Annotated in this window: 22 protein-coding genes; 5 read left to right on the top strand and 17 right to left on the bottom strand. The window is 65.8% G+C overall.

Translation table 11 applies throughout. The features are described 5' to 3' along the window. Window positions 1-142: 142 nt before the first annotated feature. The 4 genes from ACOGJC_RS13205 (at window position 143) to ACOGJC_RS13190 (ending at window position 6,807) form a co-directional block, all read left to right on the top strand. Window positions 143-3,484 (top strand): Swt1 family HEPN domain-containing protein, encoded by a 3,342-nt coding sequence (locus ACOGJC_RS13205; RefSeq protein WP_419845460.1) that lies wholly within the window; start codon window positions 143-145, stop codon window positions 3,482-3,484. 102 nt (window positions 3,485-3,586) lie between these two features. Further along, window positions 3,587-3,772 carry a hypothetical protein gene (locus ACOGJC_RS13200; protein ID WP_419845459.1) on the top strand — a complete coding sequence of 62 codons (186 nt, stop codon included), beginning with the start codon at window positions 3,587-3,589 and terminating at the stop codon, window positions 3,770-3,772. Next, on the top strand, window positions 3,769-4,212 hold the full coding sequence (locus ACOGJC_RS13195; protein ID WP_419845458.1) for a hypothetical protein: 444 nt from the start codon (window positions 3,769-3,771) through the stop codon (window positions 4,210-4,212). Before ACOGJC_RS13200 ends, ACOGJC_RS13195 begins: the two co-directional genes overlap by 4 nt. 72 nt (window positions 4,213-4,284) lie before the next feature. Beyond that, window positions 4,285-6,807: a M1 family metallopeptidase gene (locus ACOGJC_RS13190; protein WP_419845457.1), complete on the top strand. Its 2,523-nt coding sequence runs from the start codon at window positions 4,285-4,287 to the stop codon at window positions 6,805-6,807. 102 nt (window positions 6,808-6,909) lie between these two features. On the opposite strand, the gene hpnH is transcribed toward ACOGJC_RS13190, so the two are convergent. From hpnH to ACOGJC_RS13105, 17 genes are all read right to left on the bottom strand, one after another. Next, the gene (hpnH, locus tag ACOGJC_RS13185) at window positions 6,910-7,917 is read right to left on the bottom strand and encodes an adenosyl-hopene transferase HpnH (protein WP_419845456.1); all 1,008 of its coding nucleotides are present in this window, start codon (window positions 7,915-7,917) and stop codon (window positions 6,910-6,912) included. Between the two features lies 1 nt (window position 7,918). After that, complete coding sequence (locus ACOGJC_RS13180; RefSeq protein ID WP_419848242.1) at window positions 7,919-8,470, bottom strand: hypothetical protein; 552 nt, start codon at window positions 8,468-8,470, stop codon at window positions 7,919-7,921. A gap of 5 nt (window positions 8,471-8,475) precedes the next feature. After that, window positions 8,476-10,362: a squalene--hopene cyclase gene (shc, locus tag ACOGJC_RS13175; RefSeq protein WP_419845455.1), complete on the bottom strand. Its 1,887-nt coding sequence runs from the start codon at window positions 10,360-10,362 to the stop codon at window positions 8,476-8,478. Continuing rightward, the gene (locus ACOGJC_RS13170; RefSeq protein WP_419845454.1) at window positions 10,362-11,360 is read right to left on the bottom strand and encodes a polyprenyl synthetase family protein; all 999 of its coding nucleotides are present in this window, start codon (window positions 11,358-11,360) and stop codon (window positions 10,362-10,364) included. Before ACOGJC_RS13170 ends, shc begins: the two co-directional genes overlap by 1 nt. Next, window positions 11,357-12,799 (bottom strand): hydroxysqualene dehydroxylase HpnE, encoded by a 1,443-nt coding sequence (gene hpnE / locus ACOGJC_RS13165; RefSeq protein WP_419845453.1) that lies wholly within the window; start codon window positions 12,797-12,799, stop codon window positions 11,357-11,359. Before hpnE ends, ACOGJC_RS13170 begins: the two co-directional genes overlap by 4 nt. Further along, window positions 12,796-13,650, bottom strand: coding sequence for a phytoene/squalene synthase family protein (locus tag ACOGJC_RS13160; RefSeq protein WP_419845452.1), 855 nt, complete (start codon window positions 13,648-13,650; stop codon window positions 12,796-12,798). Before ACOGJC_RS13160 ends, hpnE begins: the two co-directional genes overlap by 4 nt. Beyond that, window positions 13,647-14,549: a squalene synthase HpnC gene (gene hpnC / locus ACOGJC_RS13155; RefSeq protein ID WP_419845451.1), complete on the bottom strand. Its 903-nt coding sequence runs from the start codon at window positions 14,547-14,549 to the stop codon at window positions 13,647-13,649. The genes ACOGJC_RS13160 and hpnC overlap by 4 nt, the downstream gene beginning before the upstream one ends. A gap of 130 nt (window positions 14,550-14,679) precedes the next feature. Further along, window positions 14,680-15,474, bottom strand: a complete 795-nt coding sequence (locus ACOGJC_RS13150; RefSeq protein WP_419845450.1) for a TetR family transcriptional regulator — start codon at window positions 15,472-15,474, stop codon at window positions 14,680-14,682. A gap of 67 nt (window positions 15,475-15,541) precedes the next feature. Beyond that, window positions 15,542-16,711 (bottom strand): NAD(P)/FAD-dependent oxidoreductase, encoded by a 1,170-nt coding sequence (locus ACOGJC_RS13145; RefSeq protein WP_419848241.1) that lies wholly within the window; start codon window positions 16,709-16,711, stop codon window positions 15,542-15,544. 37 nt (window positions 16,712-16,748) lie between these two features. Beyond that, window positions 16,749-16,949, bottom strand: a complete 201-nt coding sequence (locus ACOGJC_RS13140; protein ID WP_419845449.1) for a ferredoxin — start codon at window positions 16,947-16,949, stop codon at window positions 16,749-16,751. Window positions 16,950-17,029: 80 nt separating this feature from the next. Then, window positions 17,030-17,374, bottom strand: a complete 345-nt coding sequence (locus ACOGJC_RS13135) for a hypothetical protein (protein ID WP_419845448.1) — start codon at window positions 17,372-17,374, stop codon at window positions 17,030-17,032. Window positions 17,375-17,391: 17 nt separating this feature from the next. Beyond that, on the bottom strand, window positions 17,392-18,558 hold the full coding sequence (locus tag ACOGJC_RS13130) for a thiolase domain-containing protein (protein ID WP_419845447.1): 1,167 nt from the start codon (window positions 18,556-18,558) through the stop codon (window positions 17,392-17,394). Then, a complete protein-coding gene (locus ACOGJC_RS13125) occupies window positions 18,558-19,613 on the bottom strand; it encodes a lipid-transfer protein (protein WP_419845446.1) in 1,056 nt (351 codons plus the stop codon). The genes ACOGJC_RS13130 and ACOGJC_RS13125 overlap by 1 nt, the downstream gene beginning before the upstream one ends. After that, window positions 19,613-20,206, bottom strand: a complete 594-nt coding sequence (locus ACOGJC_RS13120; protein ID WP_419845445.1) for a Zn-ribbon domain-containing OB-fold protein — start codon at window positions 20,204-20,206, stop codon at window positions 19,613-19,615. Before ACOGJC_RS13120 ends, ACOGJC_RS13125 begins: the two co-directional genes overlap by 1 nt. Next, window positions 20,203-20,649: a Zn-ribbon domain-containing OB-fold protein gene (locus ACOGJC_RS13115; protein WP_419845444.1), complete on the bottom strand. Its 447-nt coding sequence runs from the start codon at window positions 20,647-20,649 to the stop codon at window positions 20,203-20,205. The genes ACOGJC_RS13120 and ACOGJC_RS13115 overlap by 4 nt, the downstream gene beginning before the upstream one ends. A gap of 3 nt (window positions 20,650-20,652) precedes the next feature. Beyond that, window positions 20,653-21,015, bottom strand: a complete 363-nt coding sequence (locus ACOGJC_RS13110) for a PEP-utilizing enzyme (protein ID WP_419845443.1) — start codon at window positions 21,013-21,015, stop codon at window positions 20,653-20,655. After that, the gene (locus ACOGJC_RS13105; protein ID WP_419845442.1) at window positions 21,015-22,097 is read right to left on the bottom strand and encodes a Zn-dependent alcohol dehydrogenase; all 1,083 of its coding nucleotides are present in this window, start codon (window positions 22,095-22,097) and stop codon (window positions 21,015-21,017) included. The genes ACOGJC_RS13110 and ACOGJC_RS13105 overlap by 1 nt, the downstream gene beginning before the upstream one ends. A 72-nt stretch (window positions 22,098-22,169) precedes the next feature. Here ACOGJC_RS13105 and ACOGJC_RS13100 point away from each other — a divergent pair, with 72 nt between their 5' ends. Then, on the top strand, window positions 22,170-23,327 hold the full coding sequence (locus tag ACOGJC_RS13100) for a hypothetical protein (protein ID WP_419845441.1): 1,158 nt from the start codon (window positions 22,170-22,172) through the stop codon (window positions 23,325-23,327). Window positions 23,328-23,342 lie beyond the last annotated feature (15 nt).

Below are 23,342 nucleotides of genomic sequence, written 5' to 3'. Positions count from 1 at the left end.
GGCTCCTCTCCGGACGGTGAGCAGCCGGGTTTTGCGCGTTCTGCCTGCCACTTGCAATCGCACGACCCTTTTGCTTTCCGGTGAGCTGAGTCAAACAGGCGGCAACAGGGTTGCGGGCGTCTGCTTGGAGTAGAAACAGGGCGTGGCACTTTCTAATCATGAGCGGGTGGGCAAGGCGATGGTCTTGCTGGGCGAGGGGTTGGCGCCGTTTGTGGCCCGAGAATGCGAGGTTGAGTTTGGGGAGGACTGGACCACGGGGGTGCAACGAGCCGACACCCGAGGCGGGGGGCGGACCCGCAAGGTGAATCCGCTTGACCCTCAGTTCCTGCTGAAGGTGATGTGGGATGAGTGGAACACCATTTTCCGCAAGAAACTGGGGCGGACGGAACGCAACTACGTTTCTGAATTGCAGGATGCCCGCAACAAGTGGGCCCACAACGAGGCATTCACCGCTGAGAGCGCGCTGAGGGCGATGGACACGGCCAAGCTTCTGCTGGAGTCGGTCGGGGCCGGCCCTCATGCCGCACAAGTGGACACGCTCCATCAGGAGTTGCTGCGTCGGAGGTTCGAGGAGGAAGCCAAGAGGGCGCAGAAGAAGGCGGCGGCTCAGAGCACGACCCAGGAGAAAAGCCTGGCCCAGACGGGACTGCCCGCATGGCGAGAGGTGGTCGAGCCACATGACGATGTGGCCTCGGGCCGATTCAAACTCGCTGAGTTTGCTGCCGACCTGCACCAGGTTTGGAGGGGCGAGGCTCCTGTTGAGTACGACGACCCAGCGGAGTTCTACCGACGCACCTACATAACCGAGGGGTTGTCCAGCCTGATTGTGGGGGCGGCCCGTCGGTTCAGCGGGAGCGGTGGCGATCCCGTCATCCAGCTCCAGACCAACTTCGGTGGGGGAAAGACCCACGCCTTGATCGCCCTCTACCACTTGGCGGGAGAAACACCCGTTACTCAGCTCAAGGGCGTGGACGAGCTGCTCGCCGGCAATGACTTGGAATTGCCCGGCGAAACTATCAACAGAGCGGTGCTGGTCGGCCACCAGCTGTTGCCAGGGGAAACGTCGGTCAAAGACGACGGCACCGTGGTCCGCACCATGTGGGGAGAGCTGGCTTATCAGCTTGGCGGTGCCGAGGGATATGCCCTGGTGGCCGATGCCGACCAAACCGGCACCAGTCCTGGCGCGGCCCTGACCGAGCTGTTGCGGGAGTTCTCGCCGTGTCTGGTGCTCATCGACGAGTGGGTGGGCTATGCCCGCCAGCTCTATGGCATGTCCGGGTTGCCCGCCGGATCGTTCGATGCCCACTTCAGCTTCGCCCAGGCCCTCACCGATGCGGCCAACAACACCTCGGGCGCTCTGCTGGTGGCCACCATCCCGTCATCGCAGATCGAGGTCGGCGGTGAGGGTGGGCAGGCCGCGCTCAAGCGGCTGGAGAACCTGTTCGCCCGGATGCAGGCCAACTGGCGCACGGCCACCGCCGAAGAGAGCTTCGAGATTGTTCGGAGGCGGCTGTTCAAGGAGCTGACACCAGAGGCGCTAACGAAGCGCGACGCAGTGGTGAAGGGCTTCGGCGAGCTGTACCAGAAGCAAGCCAGCGAGTTTCCCTCCGAGTGCAAGGAAGGCGACTACCAGCGCCGGATGAAGGCCACCTATCCGGTCCACCCCGAGTTGTTCGACCGGCTCTTCGAGGAGTGGTCCGACCTTGAGCGATTCCAGCGCACCCGCGGTGTGCTGCGATTGATGGCCGAGGTTGTCCACAGCCTCTGGATCAACGACGACCCCAACCTGCTGATCCTGCCGTCCACCATCCCCATCGACGACAGCAAGGTGTCTGAGGAGCTGCTTCGCCACTTGGAAGCCGACTGGCGGACGGTGGTGGAGGCCGACGTAGACGGCGACAACGCCCTGCCGCTGAAGCTCGACAAGGACAACCCCAACCTGGGCCGCTTCTTGGCTGCCCGCAAGGTGGCCCGCACGGTGTACTTCGGGTCGGCCCCATCCCAGCAGGCCGCAAACAGGGGACTCGACGACCGGTCTATCAAGCTCGGCTGCATCCAACCCGGCGAGGAACGGCCCGCCATCTTCGGCGACGCCCTCCGCAAACTGTCCGACCAGGCCTCCTACCTCTATCGAGACGGCGCCCGCTACTGGTATGCCCTCCAGGCCAACGTCAACCGCATCGCCCGAGACCGGGCCGAAGGGCACTTCAACGACGCCGATGTGGAAGATGAGATCCGCCGCCGGCTCGACAAAGCCCTCAAGGCCGGCCGTGGCCAGTTCGCCGGCGTCCATCCCTGTCCCCGCTCACCTGCTGATGTGCCTGACACCGACGAAGCCCGCCTCGTCGTTTTGGACCCGACCTCGCCCCACGACACCAAGACGGAGCAGAGCGAAGCGCTCAAGACGGCCCAGCAAACCCTGTTGGAGCGTGCGGGAGGGGCAAGACAGCACCGCAACATGCTGGTGTTCCTGGCCGCCGACGTCACCCGCTTGGGGGAGTTGCGCCAAGCGGTTCGCAACCACTTGGCCTGGCAATCCATTCGAGACGATGCGGAGTCGCTTAACCTCGATCCGCCCAATGCCCGCCAGGCTGAGTCGAAAGCGGCCGATGCCGATGAGACGGTGGCGTCCCGGATACCCGAGACCTACATCTGGGTGCTGAACCCGTCGCTACCCCCTGATAAGCCGACTGGAGAGATCCAATGGGAGAAGGCCCGGGTGACCGCGTCGGGGCCGTTGGCAGAGCGGGTGGCCCACAAGCTGGTTCACGACGAGTCGCTCATCCCGGCATACGGCGGCACGCGGCTGCGGTGGGAACTGGACCGTGTCCCCCTATGGCGGGACAACCCGGGCGAGACCGGCGACGAAAAGGTGGCCATATCGGTCAACCAGCTTTGGAGCGACATCACCCAGTACCTCTACCTGCCCCGGCTGGTGCGCCGCTCAGTGTTGGAAGACGCTATCCGCGACGGGGTGCAGTCCACCGTTTGGGCCACCGACGGGATCGCCTATGCCGAGGGACACGATGGGGAGCGCTATGTGGGGCTGCGAGCGGGTGAAATGCTGGCCGCCATCGCCCCCAGCGGCCTATTGGTCCATCCCGATGCCGCCAACTCTCAAATCGAGGCGGAGCAGGCCGCTCGGGCGAGGGCGATGGAAGGCGACGCTGGCGCTGGCGTTTCTGCCCCCGTGGAACCCGAAGCCCAAGAGGATGCCGGTACAAAGCCAACAGACCCCGCTGGGCCAACGATGCCCACCCGCTACTACGGCCGGGTCACCGTCAAGGCCGACCGTTGGACGAGGACGGCAGCCGACATCGCCGAGGCAATAGTCAACCAACTCGCCCAAGCAGAAGAAGCCAAGGTCTCCGTAACCATCGAAGTAGAGGCCACCGCCGACGACGGCTTCGACGACGACGTCCAACGCACCATCACCGAAAACGCCGCCACCCTCAAGTTCAACGACAGCGACTTCGAGTCCTGAGCCCTGCTGAGGCAACCCAGGCCAACGAGTGAGTTGCGATTGGAGCCAAATCCACCGAAATGCCCCTATGAACGAAGGTGAGGCGTGTGTAGGCTGCAACTGATGACCGACACGGCGAAATCTTCTACCAGCAGGCGGAACGCATCGCGCATAAGTGCGGAAGGCCGCGAGGTCATTCAGACGATTGTCAAGAGCGGGGCTCTTGACAAGGCGTTGAGAGAGGTCGACGAAATGGAGCTGGAAGCCCAGAATCATGAGGCCCAAGCTCGACGACGGAAACAGGAGTGATTGTCTGCGACGAGTATTCGGCCCTCGCAGCCCTCACAGACAAGCTCCCACAAGAACTCGCTCAGGACCAGATCGCGGTCACGCCCACTGCCTACGGGCGACTTCTGCGCGGCCTCTACAACCCTGGTAAGCCCGATCAGACCACCCCTGGCCAAATCAGCCAGCTTGTGAGGCAACTGCCACCCGGTGACCAAGCTGCTCTACTGGACCTAGATCCCCTAGTTGCGGTCGTTCTCGATACGCGTCCTTTTCTCAACAGTGTTGCCAGGCTCTCTGTGGAATACGGACTCTCCTGGATGGCTGCGGAGATGGCAGCCGCCGCCATTCATCATCGTGTGTTCCTTCACTACGGACGACTCGACAACGTCCCGCCCAGAATGCACACCCTGCTCACGGGTGAGGAGCTTCTTGGAATCAGGGTGTCGGAGGTGTGGGCCTAGATCTGACTAAGCGGGGCTTCCCTAAAGATTGTCCGCGAAGAACCTAGCCAGTGGGTCATCTAGTCTCAGCCGATGGCTGATAACTCTCCGAACCCCTATCGGCTGCCGCGGGGGGTTGTGCCACGGCGGTATGAGCTGCGGTTGGAACCGGACTTGGAGGCGTTCACCTTTACAGGGACGGTGGGTGTGGACCTAGAGGTTCTGGAGCCCTTGGGTGAGATTGTGCTCAATGCGGCTGAGCTGGAGATCGCCGACGGTGATTTGGACGGGGTGGCGCTGGCGGGGGTTGAGTACGACGATGAGCACGAGCGGGCGGTGCTGCGGCTGGGCGAAGCGGTTCAGCCGGGGGCGGCTCGGCTGAACCTGTCATTCACGGGCACGCTCAACGACCAGCTTCGGGGGTTCTATCGGTCTACGTTCACCGATGAAGACGACAACGAGCGGGTGATCGCCACCACGCAGTTTGAATCGACCAATGCCCGACGGGCGTTTCCGTGCTGGGACGAGCCCGACTTCAAGGCGGTGTTCGAGGTGACTCTGGTGGTGCCCGACAACCTGATGGCGGTGTCTTCGGGGGCGGAGGTGGATTCCCAGCCCACTGGTGATGGGCACCGGGAGGTTTCGTTCGCTCCCACCATGGAGATGTCAACCTATCTGCTGGCCTTCATCGTGGGTCCGCTGGAGGCCACCGACCCGGTGGATGTGAACGGGACGCCGCTGCGCATCGTGCATCCCGCTGGCAAGGGGCACCTCACCGAGTTCGCCCTCGACGCCGGGGCGTTCTGCCTCGACTTCTTCGAGGACTACTTCGCCATCGACTACCCCGGCGACAAAGTCGACCTGGTGGCCATCCCCGACTTCGCCTTCGGGGCCATGGAAAACATGGGGTGCGTCACCTTCCGGGAGATCCTGCTGCTCATCGACCCCGACTCCTCCACCCAGCAGGAGCGCCAGACCGCGGTGGACGTGATCGCCCACGAACTGGCCCACATGTGGTTCGGGAACCTGGTCACCATGAAGTGGTGGAACGGCATCTGGCTGAAGGAGGCCTTCGCCACGTTCTGCGAGATGCTGGCGGTGGACGCCTACCGCCCCGACTGGAAGCGCTGGCTGGCCTTCGGCTTGTCGCGGGCCGCGGCCTTCGATGTGGACGCCCTGGCCGCCACCCGGGCCATCGAATACCCGGTGGTGTCTCCCGCCGATGCCGAGGGCATGTACGACCTGCTCACCTACGAGAAGGGCGCCGCCGCGGTGCGGATGCTGGAGCAGTACCTGGGGGCCGACGAGTTCCGCGACGGGGTCCGCCACTACCTCCGGCGCCACTCCTACGCCAACACCGAGACCCACGACATTTGGGATGCGCTGGCCGAGTCCACCGGTGAGCCCGCTCGCGACGTGATGGACTCGTGGATCTTCCAAGGCGGCCACCCGGTGGTGTCCGCCACCGCCGACGACGACGGAACGGTCACGCTCAGCCAAAGCAGGTTCCGCTACGACGGCCAGCCCGACGACGCCCACTGGCAGGTTCCGGTGGTGGCAGCCGTGGGCAGCGACGCCGGGTCGCGAACCGAGAGGCTGGTGCTGAATGATCCGGTGGCTCTGGGCACCGATGAGCCCGCCTGGGTCATGGTCAATCCGACCGCCGACGGCTTCTACCGAGTGGCCTACGAGGGCGGATTGCTCGACCGACTGCTGGACGGCGGCCCCGATCTCGACCCGCTCCAGCGCTACGTGCTGGTGGACGACCAGTGGGCCCTGACGGTGGCCGACCGACTGAGCGTGTCCGATTACGTGGCCTTCGCCGAACGCATGGCCGCCACCGAGGACGACCTGGCCGTGTGGCGCCGCCTAGCCGGCACACTGGGCACCCTCGACCACCTGGTTTCCGACAATGGGCGAGCCAGCCTGCAAGCGCGGGTCCGAGATATGGTCAGCCCGGTTTGGGGCCGGGTGGGCTGGGATCCGGCCGCCGGCGAGGACGACCGCACCGGCGAGCTACGAGGCGTGCTGGCCCGCACCCTGGCGGTGGGCGGCAACGATGCCGAGGCCATCGCCCGGTGTCGAGAGCTGATGGCTTCCGATGGCGTCGACCCCGCCCTGGCCGCGGCCGCCATTGCCGTGGTAGCCGCCACCGGCGACGATGCCGACTACCAGGAGATCCACCACCGCTACCAAAGCGCCCCCACCCCCCAACTCGAACTGCGCTATCTGATGGCACTCACCACTTTCGACGACCCTGCGCTCATGGCCCGCACCCTGGCCGCCACCCTCGACGGAACCGTGCGCAGCCAAGACGCCGGTTTCGTGCTCCGAGGCTGCCTAGAAAACCGCGACCTCGGCCCCCAAGCCTGGGCATTCATCGCCAACCAGTGGGACGAAATCAACCAACGCCTCCCCACCGCCATAGTCCCCCGAATGCTCGGCGGCATCACCGCCCTGTCCACCCCCAACCTCGCCACCGAGGTCGAGGAATTCCTAAACGCCCACCCCGTCCCCCAAGGCAAGCTGATAGTCGCCCAACACCAAGAACGCCAAAAGATCAACTGCGAATTGCGAAGACGAGTCCAAGAGGCGTTGGGAACGAAGGAGAACTGAGGCAGGGCGGGGGGTGGCCCGGCTCAGGGCGCCCGCCGCCCGGAGTTCATCGAGGACGGCGGGCTGGGCCGGGACAGGACCCGCCGCCCTGCCGGACGCGCGCTAACCAGTCCCTACCGCAGCGCGAATGGACTCGCGCAGCGACTTCATGGTGGCGAACACGGCGGTGGGCTCGTAGCCGCAGTGGGCCATGCAGTTCTCGCAGCGGGGATCTTTGCCGCGGCCGTAGCTGTCCCAGTCGGTCGTCTCGATCAGCTCCTGATAGGTCTCGGTATAGCCGTCGGACATGAGGTAGCAGGGCCGCTGCCAGCCGAACACCGAGTAGCTGGGAATGCCCCAGGCGGTGCACTCGTACTCCACCTTCCCCTCGAGGAAGTCCAAGAACAGCGGCGTGTGGTTCAGCCGCCACTTCTTGCGCTTGCCCTCTGAGAAAGCGTCCCGGAAGAGGCTCTTGGTCTGCTCCACCGGCAAGAAATGCTCCTGGTCGGGGGCCTTCTCGTAGGCGTACCCCGGCGAGATCATCATGGAGTCGACTTCGAGGTCGTCGTTCAAGAAGTCGAGCACGCTGCGCACGTCTTCTGGGCTGTCGGTGCTGAAGAACGTGCTGTTGGTGGTGACTCGGAACCCCTTTTCCTTGGCCTCGTTGACGGCCTCCACCACCTCGTCGAACACCCCCTCCCGGGCGACCGCTAGGTCGTGGCGCTCTTGGAGCCCGTCCACGTGGACCACGAACGAGAAGTAGGGCGACGGCGTGAACTTGTCGATCTTGCGCCGCAGCAACACCGCGTTGGTACACAGGTACACAAACCGCTTGCGCTTGATGAGCTCGTCCACCATCTCGGCGATCTGGGGGTGCAGCAGGGGCTCGCCCCCGGCGATGGACACCATCGGCGCACCGCACTCCTCCATGGCGGCCACCGCCTCGTCCACGCTGACCCGCTTGCGCAGCACCTCGGTGGGGTACTGGATCTTGCCGCAGCCCGGGCACTCCAGATTGCAGGCGAACAGCGGCTCCAGTTCCACGATCAGCGGGAACTTCTCGCGCCGGCGCAGCTTGTTCTTGAACACGTAGGTGCCCACCTTGGCCGCTTGTCTCAGCGGAATAGGCATTTCAGCAGACCTCCTTGGTCAGCACTGGCGTCAACCGGCGAATGGTGCGCAATGCTCGATTAATCCTTGCGGGGGCAGTCAGAGACCGTAGTTCGTGAGCGGGGGTGTCGGTCACCACCCGCACCACGGCCGCCGGTCCGCCGCGATGGCGCTCCATCAGCCAGGCCGACTCCATGTCGACCGCCACTGCGCCCCGGTCGGCCAGATCCTGTCGTCTCGGGCCGACCGCCAACTCAGACACACTGGCCACCGGGCCGGTGTACACGGTGAACCCGGCTGCCTCCAAGCTCTTGGCCACAGACTCGGCCCGGGGCAAGGCGATCGGCGCTACGTCGTCGGCCGACACCTCAGTGGCAACCACCACGTCGCCCGGCTCGATACCGCCGACCACGGCTCCGCCCATGCCGACCACCGCCACCGGGCCGTACTGCGGCTCCAAGCGGCGGCTCGGCTTGGGGCCCATGCCCGTGCAAACCACGGTCGCGTCACCGCCACCCCGGCGGATGCCCCTCCGGGCGGCTCGGGCCTCCATGGCCAGCGGACAAAGCACCATCAGGGTCACTCTCCACCGCTCGTCGCCCGCACCCAGCGGCCCAGGGCCATCACCGGGAAGACCAGGCGATACAGGTGGTACCGGATGTAGAAGTCCCCGGAGAAGCCGGTCCCGGTGTACCAGGGCTCGTCCCAGTCGCCGTCCGCGCGCTGGTTGTCCACCAACCAGGCCACCCCTCGCCGAGCTGCCTCCTCGTCAGCTCGACCAGCCGCGATCAACGCCAGCAGCGCCCACGCAGTCTGCGACGGGGTGGACTCACCGCGGCCCCGCCAGTTGTAGTCGACATACGAGCGCATGTCCTCGCCCCAGCCGCCATCGTGGTTCTGCACCGATTCCAGCCACCGGCACGCCCGTACCACCCGGTCATCGTCGGTCGGCACTCCCGCGCTGATGAGCGCCGGGACCGCCGCCCCGGTGCCGTAGATGTGGTTGGCCCCCCACCGCCCATACCAGGAACCGTCGGCCTCCTGTTCGGCGCTCAGCCATTGAACCCCGCGGTCCACAGCCTGGCGGTCCACCGGCAGGCCCATCCCGTCGGCGTCCAGCTCGCACAGCATCTCCACCACATGGGCGGTCACATCGGACGACGGCGGATCTATGACCTCTCCGAAGTCGCAGAAGGGCAGTTCGGCCACCAGCGGGGAGTGGTTTTCGGCATCGAAGGCCGCCCAGCCACCGTCAGAGCACTGCATTCCCTGGGTCCACACCACCGCACGGTCCAGCGCCTTTTGCACCTGCTTGGCGTCAGGGTGGTGGATGCGGCGCAAGGCCAGGGCCACCTCGGCGGTGTCGTCCAGATCGGGGTAGAAGTTGTTCTCGAACTCGAACGCCCACCCTCCGGGGGCCAAATGAGGACGCTGCTCGGCCCAGTCGCCCACCACCTGGACTTCCTGGTCCAGCAGCCAGCGAGCCCCGACTTCCATCTGGGGGTCATCCGGTTCCACCCCGGCATCGGCCAGCGCAACCAATGCCAGACAGGTGTCCCACACCGGCGACTGGCAGCACTCCAGCCGGCGCATGTCATCTTCGACGACAGTCCAGGCATCGAACCCGGCCAGCCCTTGGGCCAAGATCGGATGTTTCAGGGAGTATCCCCGCACATACAGGGCCAAGAGCGAGTACACCCACGGAGGCTGGATGCCGCCCCAGCAGCCGTCGGACTCTTGGCGGGCGATGATCCACTGCTCAGCCCGACTGAGCGCCCACTCCCGCAGCCGCCAATAGGGGCGGTTTTCGTATCGGTGCAGCACCTGATCGAGGCGCTGGAATCGCCGGGCTACCGACCCGACCGACGCGAGCTCTCTTTCCGGGGGAGTGGCCCCGGTGCGGATCTCGTCCAAGCTGATCCCCATCGATCGCACCGGGCGGTGAGCCCCCACCACGGTCAACGCCACCACGGTTTGACGGGCCCAGCAGGCGAAATCGTAGATGTTCAACGGCACCTTCTTAGGCAGAAGGATCACCTCTGGCGGCAGCGCGGGCAGATCCTCCCATCGCCACAGGCCGAACAGCGCCATCCAGATTCGGGTGAACACCCGGCTGCGTTCCAGGCCACCCTCGCCTCGGATATACGCGGCCGCTTTCGCCATGTGATCGGCGTCCACCGGATCGCCGGCGTAGCGCAGCGCCCAATAGGCCTCCACGGTGACCGACAAATCGGCCGGACCCTGGAAGTAGGTGGACCAGGTGCCGTCAGCCCGCTGGCTGTGGCGGATCCAGTTCGCGGTCTGCCGGGTGATCTCCGGGTCGGCGATTCCCAAGAACTCCCGGAGGAACAAGTCCTCGGCCTCGATGGACACGTTGGTCTCCAGTTCGTCCTTCCACCACCCCTGGGTGTCTTGGAGACTCAAGAGTCGGTCGCGGGCCCTGGCCAGGGACTTTTCGGCTCCCATCAGAAATCCCTCCCCACGATGAACTCGGCCAATGAGCGCATCTCCTCCACCACCTCGGCAACAACCGAGTCGTTCCGGGAGACGGAATCGAGGGCCGACATGGCCAAGCCGAGGTGGGTCCGGGCCAGCGCCTGGGCACCTTCCCGACCACCCCCCACATCCACCAAGGCTCGGGCCGCTTCTATGTCTTCGGTTTCCAAATGAGGACGGGCATAGAGATCAGCCAGCTCGCCGGCTACCGACGTCCCGCTGTTGAGGGCGATAACCACCGGCAGCGACTTCTTGCGCTCCCGAAGATCGGCCCCCGCGGGTTTCCCGGTGCGTTCGGGGTCGCCCCATATCCCCAGCAGATCGTCCACCGCTTGAAAGGCAATGCCCATGTTGGCGCCATAGGCGGCCAATCCCTCGACCACGTCGTCGTCGGCCCCAGCCAAGATGGCCCCGACCGATGAGGCGTAGGACAAGAGCGCCCCCGTCTTGCCCTGCTCCATGGCCAGGCACTGCTCCAGGGTGATGTTGGACCTCTCTTCAAAGGCCATGTCCATGCTCTGGCCCGCAATCATGCTTGAGACCGCGTCGGCCAAATGCTTGGTTGCCTTCACCCGGTGTGGGGTGGGATCGGCCATCAACACCTCGAAGGCCAAGGCGTGGAGAGCATCTCCCACCACCACGCCGACGCCGACGCCGAATTTGGCCCACACCGTGGGGCGGTGCCGGCGCTCGGCATCGTTGTCGATGATGTCATCGTGGATGAGCGAGAAATCGTGGATCAGCTCGATGGCCACCGCGCCGGGAAGCCCAGTTTCTGAGGGAGCACCGACAGCCTCGGCCGACAGAATGGCCAGGGCGGGGCGGGTCCCCTTGCCCCGCCCTTGAAAGTGGTATTCGGCGGGCACTCTCAGCTCGTCGCCCAACCCACCTAAGGCGGCGGCGATGGCGGGGTCGACCAAATTCTTGGCCCGCTCAAGAATGGCCGGAGTCGGTGTTCCACCGCTCATGCAATCGTCCTCTCTCGTTGGTCTTGCCAGGAGAGCGTCGACGCGTTGGCACCCCGGCAGAAATCCAGCGCCATGCGGGCCGCTTGGTTGCCGGAGCGCACCGCGCCCTCCATGGTGGCTGGCCAGCCGGTATCGGTCCATGCTCCGGCTAGGAACAGACCGGCGATGGCAGTGTTCGGGCCGGGACGAAGCCGACGGGTACCGGGACGACCGGCGAAAGTGGCCCGATGTTCCCGGGTCACCACGGCATCCAGCACCTCGGCCTCGGCCGATAGCGGGAAGAGATCGGCGAGCGCCGACTGATAGCGCTCGATCATCTCGGCGGGCCGGTCGCCGATCTCGTCAAAGGCCGCCGACTGCGACACAGCCACGACCTGCTCGTCGCGGCTATGGGCATCAGTGGTCTCCCCCGATTCATCGCCGGCCCAGTGGGCGGCCTCAGTGCGGTCGAACACAAACTGCACCGGAGAGTCGAGGGCCGCGGTGAAGGGCACGTCCATGATCTGGCGGTCGAACACGAAATGCACGTTGACAATGGGAGAGATCCCGAGTTCGGCTAACTCGGCTTGCCTGGCGACGGTATCGGGAGGCAGTAGGTCGTCCACTGCATCGTGGGGGACGGCGAGAATAACCGCGTCAGCATCGACCCGTTCCCCGTCCGCCGTCACCGAAGGGCCGTGCTCCACGGCTTCCACCTGGGCCTGGAGCTGGATGCTTCCTCCCTGGTCGGTGATCACCCGGGCAGCGGCATCGCCGTGCAGGGCCGACAACGGCACCCGTGTCCAGCCAAGGTCGGCGGAATCGGTGTCGTCCAAGAGCCCGGTGCGAAAGACCTTGACCGCCAGGCTCAGCGAAGCATCGTCGGCCCTCAGATTTACGGTGGGCAAGCAGATCAGATCCCACAGACTGGCTACGGCCCGGTCGGACTCCCCTCGAAATCGCAGCCATCCCCCGAAGCTCATCTCGTCGGTGTCCGGATCATCGGGATCAAGGCGGCGCAGGGCCAGCGCGGTGCGAACCGCCCGCACCCGGTCGGTGACCGAGAGCGGGCCGTAGCGCATGAGCGACCGGGCCAAATGCAGGGGGGCCGGGGCGCCGGTGCGGGAAATGCGCGCCCGACGCCGACCGGGGCGGCTAACCGGAACCGAGAGCCGGGGTTGCTCGGTCACTTGGTCGGTTGCTCCCAAGCGGTCCAGAAAGGCCCGGTATTCGGTGCAGCACCGCATGAACACGTGCTGGCCGTTGTCGAACCATCGACCGTTGCGCTGGAACGACCAGGTGGCCCCGCCCAACCGAGGAGCCCGCTCATACAGCGTTACTTGGGCCCCGCCGTCGGCTGCGGCTATTGCTGCGGCCAAACCGGCCAGACCTCCTCCCACCACTGCGATCTTCGGCGCTGCGACCGGCTCGGCCGTCGGCTTGATGGCAGCAGTGCTCATGAGGTGACTCCGGCCAAGCTGCGGACAGCCACCCACGCCTTTTCCCTGGTGGGAAGCGACATCCGCCCCTCCAGCACAGCCGTGGGAGCAGCCGCAATTCGGGCCAACAGCCGATGGTAGATCCCCGCCATCGCCCCGGTGCAGGCCCGGCTGCGATGGTCCAGCATCTTGAGCAGCTTCAGCCCCTCGGCGAACCGCCGCTCGGCCCGCTCCGCTTCAAACGACACCAGCGCACCCACCGCTTCGGTCGGCCCGGTTAGATCGGGGGCGCACCCGAACCGCTCGATATCAGCCGATGGCAGGTAGACCCGGCCCATGCCTCGGTCTTCCACGATGTCGCGCAAGATGTTGGTGAGCTGGAGGCCTACCCCCAGCACATCGGCCAGTTCGCTGGCCTCATCGGGATCGCCGGAGGTGCCGAACACTCCCAGCGACAGGCGGCCCACCGATCCGGCCACCAGCCGGCAATACTGCTCTGTCTCCTCGATGGTGGTGTACACCTTCCCCACGGCATCTTGCTCGCACCCTTCAACGATCTCGTTCAGCGCGGCCACCGGGATGGGGAACTCGTCGATGGCGTGGCGCAGCCCGACCAGTACCGGATCTTCAGGGTCACTGAGCCCGCCGTCGGCCAAGGTGTAAATGTCAGCCCGCAGCTCGGTCAGTTGGGCCAGCTTCTCGTCCTGGGGAAGCGGGCCGTCGCCCACATCGTCGATGCGCCGGGCCATGGCGTACAGCGCGGACATGGCCAATCGCTTCGGCTTGGGCAGCAGCCGGATGCCGTAGGAGAAGTTGCGGGCCTCGGTCCGGGTGATCTCCTCACATTGCTGATAGGCGTCGGCTGTCCTCACTTTCGCCTCCAGCGAGCGGCGGCGTCCCGCCCGGCGCGAACCAGTTTGGCATCGGTCACGCTGCGGGGGGTGACCAGTCGAATCGCATGGGCCGCGGTGCGGGCCTTTGTCGGGGTCCGCAGCTTTGCCAGCACGTCATAGTCGGCTCCGGCGATGGCATCCAGGGCGGCCAACCCGCCCGCGGCATAGCCGGCCACCGTCATCTTGGCCCACCCAGTCAGGGAGGCCACCAACGGGTCGCCTCGGCTCAGCAGCCCCCGGGCGGCGTCGCACTGGTGGGCCACCAAGCGACGAAGCTGCTCCGTTGCCCGAACCTGGGCCAGATCGTCCTCATCCACGCCGAAACGGGCCATTTCGTCGGCCGGGAAATAGATGCGGCCCTTTTCGACGTAGTCCTCCCGGATGTCTTGAAGATGCTCTACCAATTGCAGGCCGGTACACACTGCATCGCTGAGGGCGATGCGCTCGGCGGTGGCCGCGTCGAAAATCGCCAGCACCAGCCGCCCCACCGGGTTGGCCGACAGCGTGCAGTACTCGGCCAATTCAGCCTGGGTCTGATAGCGGTGCTTGAGCTGATCCAGCCTATTGGCCTCGATCAGCGCCAGGAACGGCTCGTCGTCGATGTCCAGTTCGGTGAGGAGGGGGGTGAGCTGGACCATAACCGGGTGGGTGGCCCCGCCGCGGCGGACTCGACCGAGTTCCTCTTCTACCCAGTCCAGCGCGGCCAAGCGGTCGCCGTCGTATTCGTCTCCGATGTCGTCCACCAGCCGGGCGAATCCGTAGACAGCCAACAGGTGGGCCCGGGGACGCGCCGGGACAGCTCGCAGCACAACCGGGAAGTTCTCCGCTCCCCTCTGGGTCATGATCGAGTCCAAATCGAACCCGACTTCTGCCTGCACAACGCCCCCGGTACTTTCTGGGCTAACCCGCTGGTCAACGAGCTAACCAGGCCATTCTTGACAATGTTCTGACAATCGTTACCCGATTGCAAACAAAAGAGTGACCATTAGGTCACCTTTTTGTACGCGCTCAACCCGAGGCTGTCAAGGCATTGCCTTCTCCCGAGCTGTCAAAGGTGGGCCGATCGGCGAATCGACCCATGAGACCCTCGGCGAAAATGTGGGCGATGGCGTCCATGATGAGGGCGCCGGCGAGCCGATGTCCCCGGGGATCGTCGGACAGAGCCTCTCCCAGTCGCTCGGCCAACCGCCAGAACACCCGCTGGGCGGCGGCGGCGTGCTCTACCTGGCCCTGCACCGAGCGCTTGGCCACCTCCAGCATGATGGGCAGGCCAGGAAGGAGCGATTCAGCCAGTCGGCGGGTGAGCTCCTGACGACTCAACCCGAGCTGGCCGTCGATCGAGGCGGCGAATTCCTCGGCGGTATTGTCCACCACCGCTTCCACTGCCCGGAAGAACAGGTCCTGCTTGGAGCGGTAGTGGCGGTAGAACGTCCCCTTGGCCACACCGGCCTGAGTGCAGATGTCGGCCACGCTCACCTCGGTGTAGCCCCTGAGGGCGAACTCCTGAATGGCCACCTCCCGAAGCTGCTCTCCGCTGTCGGCCAAAGTGGCCACTTCAGCGTGATCAGGGTTCTCCGCGTTCATGATCTGGGCGATATGGCGCAACGGCAAGCGGTGGCGCTCCCTTAGTTCCCTGATCTGCTCTACTGCTTCGGCGTGGCGCTGGCTGTAGAGGAAGCGGTTGGCGGCAGCCCGACGGGGCGCGGGCAAAAGGCCCAGCCGCCGATAGTGGTGGATGGAGGCAGCTGGGACTCCGGTGCGGGCTACAAGCTCGCTGATGGGGAACTCCCCGGGAGTACCCATGCCTCCACTCTTATTCGCAATGCTCAGCCACCGCCAGCGCGTATCGGAATGTCGTGGCTGTGAATGTCTATTCCTGCTCGGCGATTTTGACAGCGTCTTCGAAACTCGTGCCCTGTTCGATGAGGTTGCGGTATTTCATCACGTGGCGGGGTCGGTTGAATCCGAGCACGCCGACCAGCCGGCCGGCCCGGCCGTAAAGGGCAGCGAAGCGCCGTTCCTCGGTGGAGCCGGTGATGATGCGCACCTCGTCGTCGGGCCGTGCCCGTCCGGCCAGTTGGATCTTGCGGTCGTACTGGTCGCTCCAGAACCACGGCACCGGGGTATAGGGCTGGGCCTCTTCGTCGGAGGCCAATAAGCGGAGCACCGCATGTTGGCCTTGGGCGATGGCGTTGTCCCAGTGCTCCACCCGCATTGTTTCGCCGAACAACCGGTTGGGCCAGCGGGCCACGTCTCCGGCAGCGGCAATGCCCGGGGCGGCCAGACAGGTCTCGTCGCACACCACCCCGTTGTCCAACTCCAGCCCCGATCCCTCCAACCACTCGGTGTTGGGGGCCACACCGATGCCCACCACCACCACGTCGGCGTCCACCGATGTGCCGTCGCTCAGGTTCACCCGCTCTACCCGTCCATGGCCATCGAAGCCGTCTACGCCCACGCCGAGCCGCAGGTCTACCCCATGGTCTCGGTGCACATCGGCGCACACGGTGCCGATCTCAGTGCCCAGCACTCGGCCCAGCGGCACCGGTAGGGCCTCGATCACGGTGACTTCCAGACCCCGCTCCCGGGCAGTAGCCGCCACTTCGGCGCCGATAAAGCCGGCCCCCACCACCGCCACCCGCTGGGGGGAGGCCTCCAGCTCGGCACGGATGGCCAGGCAGTCGTCGAGCCCCCGCAGGGTGTAGATGCCGTCGAGGCCGTTGGTGGGCAGCTCATGGCACCGGGCCCCAGTGGCGATGAGGATTCCGTCCGCAGTTACCGCGGAGCCGTCGTCGAGGGTGACGGTGCGGCTGGCAACGTCAAGCCCGGCGGCCCGGCGGCCCAGCCGCCAGTCGGCGTCTAGATCTTGGAGCGATTCATCGTCGGACAGCGCGATGCGGTCTTGCTCCCATTCCCCGGCGAGGAGCTGTTTGGACAGGGGAGGCCGGTCGTAGGGCTGGTGGGGCTCATCGCCGATGATGGTGATGGCCCCGTCGAATCCTTCTCGCCGGAGCGTCTCGGCCGCCCGGGTACCGGCCAGCGAGGCTCCGACAATCGCTAGTGAGCGCAGTGGGCGCCTACTCCTCGGCTACGGAGATGGCTTGCTTGGGACAGCGTTGGACCGATTCGTTCACTCGCTCGCGGGCCTCATCCCCTGGGGTCTCGTTCAGCAGGTACAAAAAGTCGTCGTCGCGCACCTCGAAAATGTCAGGAGCGACCTGCATGCAAATGGCGTTGCTCTCGCACAGGTCGTAGTCCACGACCACCCGGTATCCCATCGGATCCTCCCATCTCCCAAAAAGACACCCCGACCCTACCCAACCAACCCCCACCCCGTCACCATCGGGCCGCGTGTCAGTTACAAGCAGTGGTGCTGGGTATAGGTGCGAATCTCTTGGCGGGCGGTGGCAACGGCTTCTTCGAGGTCGAAGGCCCGTTCGAATAGCTCTTGGAGGTCTTCGATCTCATCAATCTCCCGGGAAGCGTTGGCCACGGTAGTCACCGCCTCTCGAATATCAGGCGGTGCCGCATCCTCTAGGTCGTCCAATCGAGCCAGATCGCCTTCCCCCTCAGCCGGCCGCATCCCCACCCCCTCCTCAGCCAACCCACAAAACGCCACCAAATCCCCCCTATCCTCCCCCCCACAAGCCCCCAGCAACAAGAAGAACGACAAGACCACCATCGGCCAGGCGAAGCGCTTCACCTCACTAGCTTGCCCGCTCAGGAGGTGGGCTTGTCGGCGCCCACGATCCACATGGCGTAGTATTGGGCGCCGCCGCCGTAGGCGTGGCCGAAGGCCTTGCGGGCGCCGTCTACTTGGTGGTCGCCGGCCATGCCCCGCACCTGGAGGGCGGCTTCGGCGAATCGGATCATGCCCGAGGCCCCGATGGGATTGGACGACAGCACGCCACCCGAGCAGTTCACCGGAAGGTCCCCGCCGTCGAGATGGGTGGCGCCTTCCTCAACCAGTTTCCAACCGTCTCCGATCTCGCAGAACCCCAGGCTCTCCAGCCACATCGGCTCGTACCACGAGAACGGCACGTAGATCTCCACCTCGTCGATCTCGGCCCGCCGGTCGGTGATGCCCGCCTGGGCGAACACGTCGTCGGCGCAGTCCCGGCTGGCTTGGGGGTTCACCTCGTCGCGTCCGGGGAAGTTGTTGGCCTCGCTGCGCAGGGCCGCGCCGTGGATCCAGGCCACCGGCTTGGTGGAGGCGTCCCCGGCGGCCTCGTCGCCCAGCACCAGCGCGCAGGCCCCGTCCGACGACGGACAGGTCTCAGAAAACCGGATCGGCTCCCACAGCATGGGCGACTCAACGACCTGGTCGAAGGTCAGCTCCTTCTGCTGGAGGTGGGCGTACGGGTTGCGCAGCGCGTGCTGGCGGTCTTTGAACGCCACCATGCAGCCGATCAGCTCCGGGGCGTTGGTTCGGGCCATGTACTGGCGGATGATGGGCGAGAAGTAGCCGCCAGCCCCGGCGTTGATCGACACCGAGAACGGCTGGGGCAAAGACAGCGCCCAAGTGGCGTTGGACTCCGATTGCTTCTCAAATCCCAATGTGAGCACCCGGCGGTGGATGCCGGCCTGCACCAGCGAGGCGGCCACCACTGCGGTGGATCCGCCCACCGATCCTGCGGTATGGACTCGCAGCAGCGGCTTGCCCACCGCTCCCAGCGCTTCAGCCAAATACAGCTCAGGCTGCATGACCCCTTCGAAGAAGTCAGGAGCCTTGCCCACCACCACGGCGTCGATGTCGTTCCAATCCAGCTCGGCGTCCTCCAGCGCCCGATAGGCGGCTTCCCGCACCAACCCGGGAAGGGACATGTCGCCTCGGGTGGTCTGGTACTTGGTCTGGCCGACCCCCAGTACTGCGGTGCGCTCGGCCATCACTCCCCCTCCATCACACACACCAAGTTCTGCTGGAGGAAAAGGCCCGATGCGGCGTGGCCCAGCACCCTGTCGGCCTGCTCATCGTGGATCTGACGGGCGGCGTCGGCGACGCGCATTAGGCCAGCAGCCATCATGGTGTGGCCGGCCAACGCCCCGCCGCTGGCGTTGACGGCGGTGCCGTCTCCGAGGCCCAGCTCGAGCTCCAAGATGTGCTCTTGGGTGGTGAACGGGGCGGCCAGCTCGGCGGCGTCGAGGCGATCGTCTCCCACTCCGGCCTCTGCCGCCGCCTTCTCCGCGCTGGGAGCCCGGGTCAGGTCGCGCACCCCTGGCTGGTGGGGGTCGATGCGGTGGTCGATGCCCTTGATCCACGCCGGGCGCTCGCACAGCTCCCGGGCCCGGTCGCCCGCGGCCAGCACCACGGCCACGCCTCCGTCGGCGGAAGCCGCACAGTCGCTGGGCCGCAGCGGATCGGCGATGGGTTCTTCGGCCAGCACGCTGGCAACGGTGGCGTCGGCCGACGACCGCACCGCCAACGGGTTGTCGGCCGCGCCGTTGAGGCTACGGACGGCGATCTCGGCTAGGCGCCGCTCGCTCACAACCCCGGACTCCAGCATGATTCGGGCCTGAAGCGCGGCCAAGGAGAAGGCGTCCGGCCACAGCGGACCCAGGTAGTAGGGGTCAAGCTGGGTGGAGAGCACGTCGCGCAGCGATCCGGGCGACGACTTTCCGTAGCTGTACACCAGCGCGGTGTCCACCCCGCCGATCTGGAGCTTCACCCACGCTTCGTACAGGGCCCAGGCACCGTCCATCTCCACGTGGCTCTCGCTGATGGGCGGAACCGCGCCCACCGCGTCCAGGGTGTGGACGAATGAGAACGCCTGCCCAGCCAGAAAATCGCTGCTTCCCGAGCAGGTGAAGCCGATGTCGTTTTGGGTAAGGCCTACCGCTCCCCGGGCCTCGTTGATGATCGGCACCATCAGCTCCACCTCGGTGGTGTGGATGAGCGCCTTCTCCTGGTGTTGGGCCACCGATACCACGGCAATGTCGCGCATCAGCCTTGCTCCCCTGCGGCCTGTTTGGCGTGCCAGGCGTTGGTGCCGGCCGCGGTCACAGGGATGTCGGGTTCGCCGGTGGGCTCCCAGTACAAGATGTTCTCGGCGGTGCGGCCCAGTCGGTCATCGGGCTTCCACACCGCCCGCACCCGCATGCCCATGCGCACCTCAGAAGTGTCGATCCCGGCCACCAAGCCCAGAAAGCCGATGTCGGCGCCGTCGAGGTGGATCCAGGCGCTTACATAGGGGATCTCCAGATCGTCCCGGCCCGGAATGGGCAGGCGGGTAACACAGAAGCCCCCCACATGGCCGGTGTCGGGCAACTCCACATAATCGGGGGTGGCCGCACCGTGGCGGGGATCCACCCCTCGAGGGGGCACGAACACCGCACCGTCCACGGGGGAGCGCTGGCCGAGGATCTTGCGGTCGGCGAAAGCATTCAGATATCCCGATGAGGCGTCGCCGGGGATGAAGTCATAATCCAGGCGGATGGGGGTTCGCACCGACCGCACCGGCTCCACATCGGCCAGCTTCTCGGGCAGGCGCACCTCGCCCGACAGCGCGGCGGGGGGGATGCTGGGATCAGCGCTCATTGGCTGGCTCCCTCGGGCACAAAGCCCTCAAGATCGGCGATGTGGCCTTCGCGTTCGGCCCGCCACCGGGCGGTCACCCGCATCCCGACCGACAGTTCGCCAGGGCTGCTCACCAGCACTCCGTGAACCATGGGAGTGTCGGCCCCGTCCAGGCGGATCAAGCCCAAGCCATGGGGCTGATCCCAGGGAGACTGTGAGCGGGGCGGGTCCACCCAGGTCCAACTCACCAACTCGCCGCTCGGGCCTACCTCCACCAACTCGGTCAGCGGCTCAGAGCTCTCCGGGTCATATTCGGTGGGCGGGCAGAGCACCGTCCCATCGGGGCGGCGGATGCCGAGGATGATCCCCTCTCGCAGTCCCGTCAGGAAGGCCCCGATCACCGGACCCGTAGTCCGAGTAAATGGGTACTCCAGCACCAAGTCGGCCCGCAGGCGCTCCGCCATTGGCTAGGCCACTCCGTCTACAGAAATTGTGCCCGCATCAGTGTCGATAACCACGGTGGTCCCGTCGGCTGGCTCCACGCCGTCGAACTCCACCCCCATGAGACACGGGATCTGGAAGTCACGGCTGATGATGGCCAGGTGGCTCTCGATGTCACCCGACCGGCACAAAATGCCGGCCAAATCGGCCTCAATGGGGGCCAAGAACGTGGCCCCGGCGTCTTTGACCAGCGCCACTGTCTCCGAGGCGACGTCGTCGCCGGCGTCGAACACCGCGATCACGTCGTCGGGGGTGTCGAATCGCATCAGCCGGCCCTGGCCGGAGATGCCGGAGAACACCGGGCTGCCCCGGCCTACCGCTTCACCCATCAGAATTCGATGACCTGGCGTACAACCTCGCCGTTTCGCACCGCCTCAAGGGCTGGGTTGATCTCGTCAATGGTGATGCGCCGGGTGATCATGCTCTCCAAGTCGAGCCGTCCGTTCTTCCACAACCGCAGCAGTCGGTGGAAGTCGGTGCGCGCATCGGTGCCGCCGTAGTACGAGCCCACCAGGGTCTTCTCGTTGTAGAACAGCTCGAAGGCACTGAAAGAGACCATCTCCTCCATGCGGCCCACGCCCACGATGCAGCAGGTGCCGCCCCGCCGGGTCATGTCGTAGGCCGTGCGCATCAGCGCGGGCACACCGACGCACTCCAGGGCGTAGTCGAATCCGTCGCCGCCGGTGATCTCGTTCTTGGCCCCCTCCAGGTCTTCGGGCAGCACCGCGTGGGTGGCCCCGAAGGAGATGGCCTCGTCGAGCTTGGCCGGGTTCTTGTCCACCGCCACGATCTCGGCCGCCCCGGCGATCCTGGCGCCCTGAATGGCGGCCACGCCGACCCCCCCGGCGCCGATCACCAGCGCGGAGGAGCCCGGGCTGATCTTGGCCGTGTTCAATGCGGCCCCGGCTCCGGTCATTACCCCGCAGCCGATGAGTGAGGCCACGTCCAAGGGGATGTCGTCATCGATCTTCACCACTCCTTGGCGGGGCATGAGCATCTTCTCGGCGAACGTGCCCGCTCCGGCCATGCCGCCTATCTCCTGGCCGCCCTGGGTGAACTTCATCCGGGCCATCTCGCCGAATGTGATGTTGACGCACAGGTTGGGCTGGTGGCGACCCGTGCAATAGATGCAGTTTCCGCAGGGCGGCGACCACATCACGATCACGTGGTCGCCCGGGGCGAGGTCGTCCACATTGGAGCCGACTTCCTCGATGATGCCCGCTCCCTCATGGCCGAGCACCGCCGGCGGAGCCTGGGGGATGGTCCCGTTCATGGCCGATACATCGGAGTGGCAAACCCCGGTGTGGGTGATCTTGATGGCTACATCATCGGGGCCCAGATCAAGCATCTCGACGTCATCGCACACGTCCAGATTGACCTCGCCCACTTCTCGCATAATCGCCGCAAGCATTGAAGGATCGTAGGCCGAGCCTGCCTTCCACGACACACCTAGCTGCCAAACCGATGGCTAGTGTCATCAGCCATGCCGCAGACCATGCCGCTGGACACCGAGGAGCTGAACCGAATGGTGGAGTTCTGGGACATCTTGGTGTCCGAGAACTCCAAGAAGCGCACCGGCCTCACCTCAGGGCTGATTCCGGTGCGGGAGTACACCGGCTACTCGGGCATGGAGGCCTGGCTGCGCTGGCCTGACATTCTGGCCCGCTGCGATGAGGTGCTCGATGCGTCTGAGCTGGGCGCCAAGATGCGAGGGCCGGGAACCCAGACCACCAACGCCCACCCGTTCGCCATTGTCTGCATCCCGTTCGGCGGCTGGCGAGCACTGGAGGAGCTGTCGGCCATGGGGCTCACCACCCAGGTGGGCGACGTGGAGGACCGGGTGCGCTTCCTCATGGACTATTGGATCCGCTGGGTGGAGCCGTGGCGAGATGATGGCTTCCGTTCATGCTGGGACGCGGCCGACACGCTGCGAACCTGTGATCCGGAGATCATCGACACCCTTTATGAGGCCGCTTGGCCGGTGGACGGCGACGGCGAGAACCGCACGGCCCGCCGATTTGTAGCCGGACTCCAGCAGTATCTGTTCCTGCTCTACCTGGACACCCGGCTGGGCACGGGAGACACCGGCCCCTACCCGCTGCCCAACGGCCGCCACATGATCGTGCGGGAGTTCTCCTCGCTGGCCCAGAGCTGGATCCCGTGGAGCCACGTGGCCGCTGATGTGCCCCATCAGAACCTGGTGGTGGGCCTGGTGTTCCGGCCCGGCATCCACAACCGGGTGAACGATCTGTCCACCACGTTCTCGGTGCCGGCCGACAACCTGGCCTGGCTGGAGGCCATGTCGGTGTTCGAGCCCCGCCCCGGCGGGGAACTGGTGCCGGTGGACCGGGAGGAAATGCCCGAGATCCTGGCCGCGGTGAAGAAAGCCCAGGGCGACGCCTACCGGTTGATGAACACCTGGACCTTCGAGGAGAAGGTCCGCAACGGCACTCATGTCTACTTCCGGGGCCTGATGTGGCCGTTCACCAACATGCTGGGCATCGACCACGAGTTCGATTGGTCGCTCCCCCACCCCCACACCGCCGAGACGGTGTGGCCCGTCTTCGCCGGTGGCCTGCCCGAACAGGAGGACGCCGAGGAGGTCCCCTTTCCCATGTTCCCCCGCTTGAAGGGCTCCTGACCGTGAAGATCGACA

It is taken from the genome of Candidatus Poriferisocius sp. (assembly GCF_965204015.1).
In the GTDB taxonomy this organism is placed as follows: Bacteria; Actinomycetota; Acidimicrobiia; order Acidimicrobiales; family Bin134; genus Poriferisocius.
This window is presented reverse-complemented; position numbering and strand designations above follow the sequence as displayed.